A 10975-nucleotide genomic window follows, 5' to 3' on the forward strand; every position below is an offset into this window, starting at 1 on the left:
CAAGGCCTTGAGGGCCAGGGGGGACCCCCTCCGGCGTTGTCGTCAGTCAACAACTCCCCCATAGCCCTGAAGGCATGGGGGGACCCCCTTCGCGTCGACTCCCTCCTCCGCCTTGCACCTGCACGCACCCAACCCCGCTCCTACTCCCACCCCCCATGTGCCGGTCGGTCTTACTTTCCGGGCCGGCCGTCAGGCGCCGGGCCCGGACACGATTCTCATCGGCTCCGCCAGCACGGTCAGCGCACCGTTCACATCAGAGAATCGGAGTGCGAGGGTCGCCTCGGCCAAGCGAGGCGGCAAGGCCTCTGCTCAGTTCGAGTTCCGCCCATACGATCTTGCCCGGTGCTCCGACTCAAGGTGCCACGCACCAGCGGTCGGCGAGCTGCGAGACGAGAAACAGGCCACGGCCTGTCTCCTCGTCGGTAGCCGGCGCACTGGGCGTCGCGAGGGAAGGGCACCTCTCGGTGCCGGTGTCAGCAACCTCGATGCGGAGAACCGTCGTTGCCCCGGATGTGCATTCGATGAGCCTCACGTGGAAGTCGCGTCCGGACACGTGGCCGTGACGGATGGCGTTCGCAGCAAGCTCGGCGGCGATCAGAGTGAGGGTCTCGTTGGGCGTGGAGTCGTAGGGGTGGTCCCACTCGTCGAGCCGGTGCGAGACGAGGCGTCGAGCGAGCCGGGCGCCGCGTGGAGTGGAGGTGAACTGCATGGCGAATTCGCGTACGGGTGACGCCGGTTGCTGGACCGGCATCTCTGGGGTAGTCGCTCGGCTCATGACGACGACAATCTCGCCCACGGCATACCGTTGACCAGGGCAGACGCGCGGACGAGAACGGGCTGTACGCGTCGGTGCGCGTGCTGTACACCGCGCAGAGCGTGACGGGCTCGGCCCCGAGGGCCCGCGGCCGCTACCCCGGGCCGACTGCGCCCTTACCTATCGGCAGCGGCACCCTTCGGCAAGCACCGTCGGGGCGAGTTCCCGCATGGCCGCCTGCTCGGCCTCCGAGATGCACGGCAGCTGACGTGCGAGTACGTCGAAGTGCTGGTGCCCACGCCATGCGTCGTGGTCACCCACGACGAACAGCCGCCGACGAGCGCGGCTCACCGCGACGTTCAGCAGGTTCGGGGCGGATGCCGCCCAGGCCCGCGGGCCTGCTTTGTCGCCGCCCGCGCCGAGGACCAGCAGCACCACGTCGGCTTCCTTCCCCTGCGTCGTATGCACGGTGCCCACCCTGTCGCGGGGGACAACGTGGCACAGGCTGCGACGGAGTCCGGCCACGACATCCCGGAACGGGCTGATGACGAAGAGCTCACGCTCCGGGTCCAGGCCCTGGTCGACCAGCCGGTGCACGATGACGTTCGCGCAGTCCCCCTCGTCCGGTGACCACTTGCCCTGCCGTGCCCGCCCTCCGCTCACCGGCCACCACACACCGCGCCGAGCCACCGCGTAATCGTCGTCCCGATGCACCCCGTGCACCATGAGCCCGTCGTAGGCGATCTCGTTGCTGATCGTGAACATCGGGTCGTCGCAGCGCCGGTGCACCCTCAGGGGCGAGCCCACCCAGACCCGGTCGTCCTCGGAACCTTGGGGTGCCGGAAGCCACGTGCCGTAGCTGTTCAGCCGGTCCGCGACGCGCTGCGCCGAGGTGCGGTACGGTTCCCACTCCTCAGCCACACCGAAGGTACGGCGAAGTGCCTGCTGCCCCGTGTGCGGCAGCGTGACCACCGGCTCCAGCTGGAGCGGATCGCCCACGATGACGCCTCTGCGGGCCCGCCACAGCGCACCCACCGGCATCTGCGCGGTCGCCTGGCCGGCCTCGTCGATCAGCATCCAGCCGAGCGACCGGGGCCCCAGACCGGTGAACATGCGGTCCAGCGAGGCGAATGTGGTGGAGACGACCGGCAGCGCAAGGAAGAGGCTCTGCCAAGCCGCCAGCACCACTTCCGGCTTCAGGGTCTTGGGAGCGTCGCCGCAGAGGACGTCCATCGCGGCGTCGAGATTCTTGCGCATCCGGTCGGCCGCGCCTTCGATGAACGCGCGGTGCAGATCCATCGCGGCAAGAAAGAGTCGTGTGCGGGCCCGGGTGAACTCCGGATCGGACCAGGGCGAGGAGAGCTCCCGCGCATCCTCCTCTGTTCGCTCGCCGGGCTCCTCATTGCCCGGCATGAAGGTGCCCCAGCGCTCCATGGCTGCCACCAGGGTTGCCAGGAGTCGTGCGTGGCGTCCTTCCGCTGCTCGGAGCGCCCGCCCGGCTTCCTCCAGGACTCCTCTGTGGGCCGCTTCGGCCCGGTCGTACGCGGCGGCCGTCTGAGTCTGTTCCTCGTACACGGCCCGAGCTGTCTGCTCCGCCTCGGCCAGCAGTTGGTCCTCCGTCTGCCAGTCGCGCTGCGCCGAACCGAGGGTGAAGATGCCCACGGTCAGACCGGGACGGTGCCGACGGTGCTCCGCCCTTCGGCCCGCAGGGCCTGCAAGGTCCCTCTGCGCCCTGTCACGAGCCGCACGGGCCTCCGCGGCCGGTTGCCGAAGTGCCTCCAGGTCCTGCTCGGCGCTGAGAACCGCCTCCTGGGCGGTGGTGACGGCCGAGTGCGAACCGCTGAAGTCCAGGAGCGCCTCATACCCTCGCTGGCGCTCGTCCCGCAGCGCCTGCACCGTCTGCCGCGCGTCCCGGAAACGGGCTACGTACTCCCGCCACGACATCAGGTCGAAGCCACGCGAAGCAGCCGTCTTCAGGCGGTCCCGCATGCCCTCGCCACGCTCGGCCCGCTCCTCGCGCGGAGGGCCGAACCAGTACCTGCTGCGAAAATCCGAACGGTTCCCCTTGTTGCCAAGCTTCGCCGCGAGGGTTCCCCACGCCGGTACGCCGTCGAGAACAAGTCGTCCCTGTTCCGGGAAGAAGGACGCCTCATCCCGCCACTCCGCAGCGACGGATTCGAGCGCGGGGATCTCGTTGGAGACGTTCTCGACAGCGCCGTTGTTGGCCGACGCGATCACCATCTCGTAACCCGTCAGCTCGGGTTTGAGCGACGCGACTGACCTCTGGTAGGTGCCGGTACTCCAGCGGTGCGCTTGGCCGGTGAAGGCGTCTTCGGGCCGTCGGAGTTCGGACAGTCGCTCCGCTCTCATGACCAGCACGGAGGCGATGAGGTCCCGCAGCTGTGTGGTCTTGCCCGTGCCGGGCGGGCCGTTCACCGCGTACAGACCGTCAGCGTCGGCCAGTTGCTCAACGATCCGGTTCACTGCGAACTGCTGGCTCAGCACCAGCGGGTGCTCCGTCTTCGCCGGCCACCGTCCGAGCGGGAAGTGGGCCGGCTGAACGCCGTCGAGTACCGCTCCTGGTTCGTGCTTGAGGTCGATGCGCGCACGGCCGCGCAGCGCGGTCGAGGCGGTCAGGTAGTCCCGTAGCGCAGGCCCTGGCTCGTCCTTGCTGAGGCTGCCCGCGACCAGGTCGAGGTCCGCCGCGATGAAGCTGTTCAGGAAGTCCGACCCGCCCGACCGGCCAGCCTTCCGCCGGGACACAGACTTGCACTGGACCCGAATCGTCTCCGGCCGCAGGTCGTCGGTGACGCCGAACTGTTCTGCGACCCACCGGGTGACGGCCGACAGGTCCCGTACGGTCAGCGGCTTCTCGCCGAGCCGGGGCGGAGCCTCGTCGTCGTCCTCCGCATCGGCTGCGTTGCTCTCGTCCAACGGACTTTCGTCCAGCGTCCCGTCGTCCTGGCTCCTGGCGGAGCGCCTGGCCCCGCCGTCGGCCACCGCATCGACGGCGCCGGAGAGAGCCCCGACCGCCAGGTCACCGAGCACCGGTCCGAGCACCGCGTTCAACGCGCCGCCGACCGCGCCGACGGTGATCTCGCACAGCAACCCCGCGAAGGGCCGTTGCCGCCGCCCTGGCACCGTGTCCGTGATCGTCACCTTGCCGTCGCCGACGCCCAGCACAACGCCTTCGCACGCGTCGGCCTCCACCTCGAAGCCGTCGAGCCAGCCTTGGGCGCCCGGGCCGGGCTTACGGCTGCGCCCCACCGCCCAGCCGCAGGCGGAGAAGGTGATGGAGTCCTGGACCAGGAGCCCTTCGTCCGTGACCTCGAAGGCCAGCAGGGCACTGTCACCGTCCATGCGGCCGTCGTGGTCCTCCTCGCTGCTGCCGAAGACATCAAGCAGGACATCGCGGACGGACGCGACCGGGTACACGCCGCAGTAGACGGTGTGCTGCCTGACCATGTTCCGGCCCGGGTTCCGCCGCCGTGCGGGATGCCCCTCTTCCCACGGCAGAGGGCTCCCGGATTCCACGGGATACATCCCTTTCGGCGGCGAGGTCTTCTCCACCTTCTGCGGGCTGAACATCTCCACCGCGCGCCAGTAGCGCACGATGTCCGCCCTGCGCCGTCGCTCACTGCTCGCCGCCATACGGCCCGCCCCCTCGTTCCGGTCCGCCAGGAACGATCACCCTAGCCAGCTCCGCGCGCTGTGCGCAGAGGGCATTGGCGCATATGCGACCTCGGGTCGGTGTCCGCTGTGCCGTCGGCGGCGACGGGAGGCGGACGCTCGTCAGGAACGGAGCTTGACCAAGCAATGCTTCGCCTCCTCGAGCCGACTCGTTGTCGGGCCAACGGGCTCTGGATCAGAACGGTGGCAAGCTCGCGGAAGGCGTCAGATCGGCAGTTCACCGGGAGACAGCGCCCGTAGGTGACATGCACAAGGTTCGTGCCGTTCTTGTCCCATGTCAGCCGTAGGCTGTTGTGGGGAAACAAGGGGGAGACGATGATTGACTACCGCAAGGCGATCGTTCCGGTGTGGACGCTGGCGACCGGTGACGTCCAGGTGCCCGCATTGGCCGGAGACGGGCCGATGACGGCTGAGCGCTTGGCTGAACTGCGCGGTGTGCTGGCCGGTCTGGCCGACGCGCCGATCGCCACCCTTGAGGTACATCCGCTGCCCGACCAGCTCGACCGCAGCCGAGGTATCCCGCTCGATGCCGTGAGCCCCTTGGCGCAGCACCTGTCGCAGCTCATCACGCAATCAGCGCGAAGTTCCTCTGTGGCGGCGACGGCGACCGCTGCCGGTGACGGCTTGTATCGCATGGTGGTTCCGGCGAAGGTTGCCGCCCAGTTCGGTCAGGGCATCGTCCGCCCGATGGCGTCGAAGGCGGCGGCCGGTGGCATCCACGGTGCGCTCATGAACTCGACAGGCATCGCAGCCAATGCGACGTTCGTGCCGGTCGGTAAAGCGGCAGCAGCAGGCGCAGTCGGTGGAGCCGGCGCGACAGCCGGTGTCACGGTCGCCGGCAGCGCGGCGCTCACCGTGGCCGCGCCGCTCGTGCTCATGGCCGTTGCGGTAGGGGTGAGCGCGCATGCCGACCACAAGCGCGAGCAGGCTATCGAGCACATCACGGAACTGCTGGAGCAACTGCACGAACAGAAGCTCGAAGACGAGCACAGCGAACTCGACGGCTGCCGCGATGCCATCGACAAAGCCACCGCCATTCTGCTCGACCAGGGCAAGCTCGGTGCCTCGCTGGGACTGGACTCGGCAGTGCACGCCATCAACACGGCGTTGGGCGCCGCTGACCGCCGCCTCGCCCGGTGGCAGAGCGCACTCGACAAACTGCCCGACGGCAAGGCTGTCGAGATCGCCACACTGACCAATTCGTTCCCCGGCGTCGACGACCAGGGCGGCACGTTTCGCACCCACCTCGAACTCGCGGCCCTGGCCATCGCGCTGAAGCAGCGGGTCATCGTCCTGCAGGCCGTCGAGCACGCCCAGAGCGACCCTGCCAACTTGTTCGAGAACTTCGCCCGCACACTCAAGGCCGACCATCAGCGCCTCGACACACTTCAGTCGAGCATCGCCGGTGTCCTGGAACGCCTGTCTGCGTTGGAGCTTGCCCGCCCGCAGAGTTTGCGGCCCGTCTTCACGACCGGTGAAGTCGATCGCCTGATGCGCGCGGCAAACCGAATTCACAAGCTGGGCGACGGCGCCATGGTCGACAGTCGCGCGACAGACGTGGCGATTGAGATTGCCCGCGACATGGACGGCTCTGTGGTCGTGTTCCCTGCGCTGCCCGCGTAGGGGGAGACGCGCCGATCGCATTCACTTGGTGGCACGCCGCAGGCGATGGCCGCTTTACGGAGCCTGGCCATCGGCAGGCTCCGGCTGCTGGGGGCGGACAACATCGCCAAGACCACCCGAGCGATCCGGGACGAGCCCGAACACGCGGCCTGGATCTGAGGCAGCATCGGCCTCCCACCCCTGCCAGGGAATTGAAGCCACCTTGGCCCTGGATTGCCTGAATCACGTGCTTGTCGAGGAACGAGTTGGGCGATGCGCACCTCACGTTCCTCTCTGCGCACTTCCGGGGGAACTGCTCAGTTCGAGCAGTAAACGATCTCGACGCTTGCATACCGTTGACCAGGAGAGACGTGCCGACGAGTCCATGTTGTACGCGTCCGCGCGCAGGCTGTACGCGGTGCGGGGCATGACCGGCCCCGGTGCGCCGCGTTGGCCGATGCGTAGGTGGGACGTTCGGGGCAGGCGGGCGACGCGGCACGGTAACGGGAGGCGTGGGACGTGGACGATCAGCGACAGCATCCGGAGCACGAGTACGAGGTCGGGTCGGGCATTCTGCATGTGTTCGGCCAGCACTTGAAGCTGTTCCGGGTACGGGCCGGGCTGGAGCGGGCAGAGTTCGGGGCGATGACGGGGTACTCAGCTTCGACTATCGCCTCGTTCGAGCAGGGGCGCAGGGTCCCGCAACCGAAGTTCATCGACCAGGCGGACGAACTGCTGGACGCGGGCGGGGTGTTGCGGGCCAGCAAGGAGGAGGTGGCTCGGGCTCAGTATCCGGCGTTCTTCCGGGATGCGGCAAGGCTGGAGGCGGAGGCGATCGAACTGCACGTGTACGCCAACCACGGCATGCCTGGGCTGCTGCAAACGGAAGAGTACGCGCGGGCCGTGTTCGAGATGTGGCGGCCGGTACTGGAAGAGAAGGTCGTGGAGCAACGCGTGGCAGCGCGCCTGGCCAGGCATGAGATCTACTCCCGTCGCCCCAGGCCGATCATCAGCTTCGTGATCGAGGAGTGCATGCTGCACCGCCCCCTGGGCGGGGATGCAGTGCTGCGTGGCCAGTTGGAGCAGATTCTCCTGGTCGGCCAATACCGCAACGTCGAGATCCAGGTGATGCCGACCCGGCGCGAGGAACACGCGGGAATGGCTGGTGCCTTCACCTTGATCGAGACCAAGGAAGAGCGGAGGATCGCGTACGTTGAGGCGCACAAGGACAGCCGTCTCTACACGGAGCGAAGGTCGGTCCGGGAGTTCGAGGAGCAGTACGGAGTCCTCCGGGCCCAGGCACTCACTCCGCGCGAATCGCTGGCCCTCATCGAGAAATTTCTGGGAGAGACATGAACGCCGAAGCGCTTGTGGGGACGCCTGAGTCCGCGTGGTTCAAGAGCAGCTACAGCAGCGGAGCCGGCGGCGAGTGCGTCGAGGTAGCGACCCGTACGAACACCGTCCACGTCCGCGACTCGAAGGACAAGACGGGGCCGGTCCTGTCTGTCACTGCTGGGGGTTGGGCGGTCTTCGTGGAGTTCGCTGCGCAGAGCTGACCACGCACGGACGACGGTCGTCCCGCCACCGAGGAAATCTGGGGACGGGACGTCGTCTTGCGCGCACGCCTGTACGCGGGTGTCAATCGGCCTTCTTCGCCCGCCCGCGGGTCTTCTTCTCCGGCCGCCAGGCCCTGAGGTCCTCCGCCGAGAGCCTGTGCTTGGCTCGCTGCTCGTCCAGGTACGCGTGGTACTCCTCGGCGGGAGTTCCGTCCCACTCCTCGTCGTACTCGCCATGCCACTGGTGACGCCATACAGGAATTTCCCGCCGATCAACTGCGGTGTCCTCAAGGGCATGACCTGACCCGCATGCAAGGTGGCTCGTTGACGGAGCGGCGCAAGGCCGCGACCCGCTTGGACATCGCCCGTACGACGGCGGCGCTCTTCGTGGAGCACGGCCTACGGACCACGCGCGCCGAGGACATCGCTCGCGCCGCGGGCGTCGCCCCGCGCACCTTCTACCGCTACTTCGCGACCGAGGAAGAGGCCGTCGCACCGCTGCTCGCCGCCGGCTCCCAGCAGTGGGCGGAGGCGGTGCGGGACGCCCCGGGCGCGCTGTCCCTGCCCGATGCGATGCGGCACGCGGCGGCCCGCGCACTGGTCCCGGCATCCGGTGACACAGCGACCGCGGAGCCCCTGGAGTGGGTGCGGTCGCTGCTGAGGATGGCGGCCGACAGCCCGGCTCTGCGATCGGTATGGAACGACGCCTGCCACGATTCGGAGGCCACCCTGGCGACAGTGCTCGCGGCGCGGGCCGGTCTCCCCGACGGGGCGGACCCGCTGGACATCCGGCTGACCGCCGGGGTCGCCAGTGCGGCGGTGCGGGTGGCCGTGGAGACCTGGGCGGCGAGCGATGCCCCGGCAGACGGACCACTGGGGCCCGCGGCGTCGGCGAACCGCTGCCTGCCCTCCCCGGAGGGCGCGCTCCAGAGGGTTTGACCGTCCGCTGCGGATGGGGAGTCAGTGGGGTGGTCCGTGGGGCTTTTTCCACCGTGCAGCCGAGGAGACATCACATGCGTGGAGGCCGGGTCGTCGTCGTGGGCGGCAGCGTCGCCGGATGCGCCGCCGCGCTGGCCGCGCACCGGGGCGGTGCCGACGAGATCGTGGTCCTGGAGCGTGCGCCGGGGCAGTTGGCGGAGCGGGGCGTCGGGCTGGCCGTGCACGACGACCGTTACGAGGAGCTTCGGTCGGCCGGGTATCTGGACGCGGAGATGCCCTGGATCCAGCTGAACCGTCGGCGCTGGTACGTACGCGGCGAGGGCGGCGCGCCCCTCGGGAGGCTGATCGGCGAGATGCCCTTCCCGTTCCGTACGTACAACTGGGGTCCGCTCTGGCGGGAACTGCGGAGCCGGGTTCCGGACGAGGTCGAGTACCGCACCGGCACCACCGTCGACGCGGTGCGGCACACCCCGGACGGGGTTGCGTTACGCATCACGGGCGTCGACAGCGGCGACCGTACCGAGGTGTTCGACTTCGCCGTCGGGGCGGACGGCTACCGTTCCCTCGTCCGCACCGAGGTCTGCGCCGGGCTCGCCACCGCTGCGCGCCCCGAGTACGCCGGATATCTCGCCTGGCGCGGCGCCTTCCCCGTCTCCAGGATGACCGCCTCCGATCAGCGCCTGTGGGACGTCGAGGAGTGTGCGTACGTCGTCTTCCCGGGCGGCCACGTGATCGTCTACCGCATCCCGGACGCCGCCGGCGGCCACCGGGTGAACTGGGTGCTCTACACCGCTCCTCCCCCGGAACTCGAACTGTCGCTGGAGACTCCGACGAGTCTGCCGCCCGGCACACTCACCGAGGCTCTGCACAGTCATCTCGCCCGCATCGCCGCCGAGTTGCTGCCACCGTACTGGGGCGGCCTGGTCGGCCTGACCGCGCCGGACGAGCTGTTCATCCAGCCGTTGTACGACTTCACGGCGCCGCGCTACGCCACCGGCCGCCTTCTGCTGACCGGCGACGCGGCGACCGTGGCCCGCCCGCACACCGGTGCCGGTGCGGTCAAGGCGCTCCAGGACGCGACGGCACTGGAGTCGGCGCTCAGGTCCGCGCCCCACTGGGCCGAGGCACTCCGTACGTACGACTCCGAGCGCACCGCGGCCGGCCGGGCCATGGTGGAGCTGGGGCGGCGACTGGGGCAGGCCCTGGTGGAGGCCACACCGGAGTGGGGCTCGATGGACGCCTCGGCACTGGATGCCTGGTGGCAACGGGCCGCTGTGGGCGGCGGGTTCGGTGGCCGCGCCCTGAAGGCGTGACTTCCGGCCCCGGCCCCGTCCCGATCGGGTCCCGACCGTCCCCACGGTCACGAACCCGCTGAACGGTACAAACAGGGGGTCCCGGGACCCATGGGCGACACGGTGCGACTTCCCGCACGCCATGTCTGCCCGGGTGAGCCCCTGTCAGCCGCCGAGGACGACGGTGCGGCAGGATCTCGCCGCCGGTATCCGCCACGAACGCCCCGAGCGAGGACCGATGAGTTCCGGGTGCCGGAGCGGTCTGAAGAGTATGGATACCGAAAACCAAGCGATGCCCACGACCGATCTGGGACCTGCCGCACGTCAGGTCGCCGCACTGCTCGACGGCATCGAGGAGAAACAGCTGACCGACCCCACCCCCTGCCCCGACTATGCGGTGCGGGAGCTGCTCGCCCATCTGGTCGGGCTGAGCAGGGCCTTCCGCGACGCGGCGCGGAAGGATCTCGGGCCGACGACCGACAGCTCACCGGCCGCCGCACTGCCGGTCCTCGGCGACGACTGGCGCGAGACACTGCCGCCCCTGCTGGACGAGCTGGTGACAGCTTGGCGCGACCCTGCCGCCCGGCAGGGGATGACCAGGGCGGGCGGTGTGGATCTGCCGGGCGAGGTGGCCGCGATGGTCGCACTGAACGAGCTGGTCGTCCACGGCTGGGACCTGGCCCGGTCCACCGGGCAGGCGTACGAGGCGGACGAGGCGAGCCTGCGGGTGTCGCTGGCCATGCTGACGCCCCGCGACGACGCCCCGCGGCCCGACGTCTTCGGACCGCCGGTCCCGGTACCGGCCGACGCACCCCTCGTCGACCGGGTGATCGCCATGAGCGGCCGGCACCCGGACTGGCAGCCCGGGCGCTGACGTCTGCGCGGGACGGACGCTGCCGCCTGAGGCGCATAGGGCGCGTTTCGAAAGGAGCGTCGTCCGCCCGTAGGGCGGGCCAGGCGGCGTCTGGTGCATGCGATCGCAAGGCGGAGGGTCGCCCCGATACTGGAAGTATCGGGGCGAGCCCGACAACGCAGCGAGCGTGCGTGCCAGGCGTCGCCCGGCAGGCGGGACTTTCGAAACACGCCCTGGACGCGCCCGCCCCACGAGCGGCCGATCCGGCGGGCCGTGCGGGTGGGGCGGG

The 10975-nt window shown here is 69.4% G+C and carries 8 protein-coding genes; 6 read left to right on the forward strand and 2 right to left on the reverse strand.

Annotated elements, in window-relative coordinates; genetic code table 11:
- Positions 1 to 352: 352 nt before the first annotated feature.
- Both AB0915_RS35780 and AB0915_RS35785 read right to left on the reverse strand, forming a co-directional pair.
- The gene (locus AB0915_RS35780) at positions 353 to 775 is read right to left on the reverse strand and encodes an ATP-binding protein (RefSeq protein WP_366695063.1); all 423 of its coding nucleotides are present in this window, start codon (positions 773 to 775) and stop codon (positions 353 to 355) included.
- 159 nt (positions 776 to 934) lie between these two features.
- Positions 935 to 4405 carry a DEAD/DEAH box helicase gene (locus AB0915_RS35785; protein WP_366695065.1) on the reverse strand — a complete coding sequence of 1157 codons (3471 nt, stop codon included), beginning with the start codon at positions 4403 to 4405 and terminating at the stop codon, positions 935 to 937.
- 354 nt (positions 4406 to 4759) lie between these two features.
- Here AB0915_RS35785 and AB0915_RS35790 point away from each other — a divergent pair, with 354 nt between their 5' ends.
- The 6 genes from AB0915_RS35790 (at position 4760) to AB0915_RS35815 (ending at position 10707) form a co-directional block, all read left to right on the forward strand.
- The gene (locus AB0915_RS35790) at positions 4760 to 6067 is read left to right on the forward strand and encodes a hypothetical protein (protein WP_366695067.1); all 1308 of its coding nucleotides are present in this window, start codon (positions 4760 to 4762) and stop codon (positions 6065 to 6067) included.
- Positions 6068 to 6565: 498 nt separating this feature from the next.
- Positions 6566 to 7402, forward strand: a complete 837-nt coding sequence (locus tag AB0915_RS35795; RefSeq protein ID WP_366695069.1) for a helix-turn-helix transcriptional regulator — start codon at positions 6566 to 6568, stop codon at positions 7400 to 7402.
- Positions 7399 to 7602: a DUF397 domain-containing protein gene (locus AB0915_RS35800; protein ID WP_366695071.1), complete on the forward strand. Its 204-nt coding sequence runs from the start codon at positions 7399 to 7401 to the stop codon at positions 7600 to 7602. Before AB0915_RS35795 ends, AB0915_RS35800 begins: the two co-directional genes overlap by 4 nt.
- A 324-nt stretch (positions 7603 to 7926) precedes the next feature.
- Positions 7927 to 8541 (forward strand): TetR family transcriptional regulator, encoded by a 615-nt coding sequence (locus AB0915_RS35805; protein ID WP_366695073.1) that lies wholly within the window; start codon positions 7927 to 7929, stop codon positions 8539 to 8541.
- A gap of 74 nt (positions 8542 to 8615) precedes the next feature.
- Positions 8616 to 9854 carry an FAD-dependent monooxygenase gene (locus AB0915_RS35810; RefSeq protein ID WP_366695075.1) on the forward strand — a complete coding sequence of 413 codons (1239 nt, stop codon included), beginning with the start codon at positions 8616 to 8618 and terminating at the stop codon, positions 9852 to 9854.
- 271 nt (positions 9855 to 10125) lie between these two features.
- Positions 10126 to 10707: a TIGR03086 family metal-binding protein gene (locus tag AB0915_RS35815; protein WP_366695077.1), complete on the forward strand. Its 582-nt coding sequence runs from the start codon at positions 10126 to 10128 to the stop codon at positions 10705 to 10707.
- Positions 10708 to 10975: the final 268 nt, after the last annotated feature.

It is taken from the genome of Streptomyces sp. NPDC048411 (assembly GCF_040704695.1).
Classification (GTDB): Bacteria; Actinomycetota; Actinomycetes; order Streptomycetales; family Streptomycetaceae; genus Streptomyces.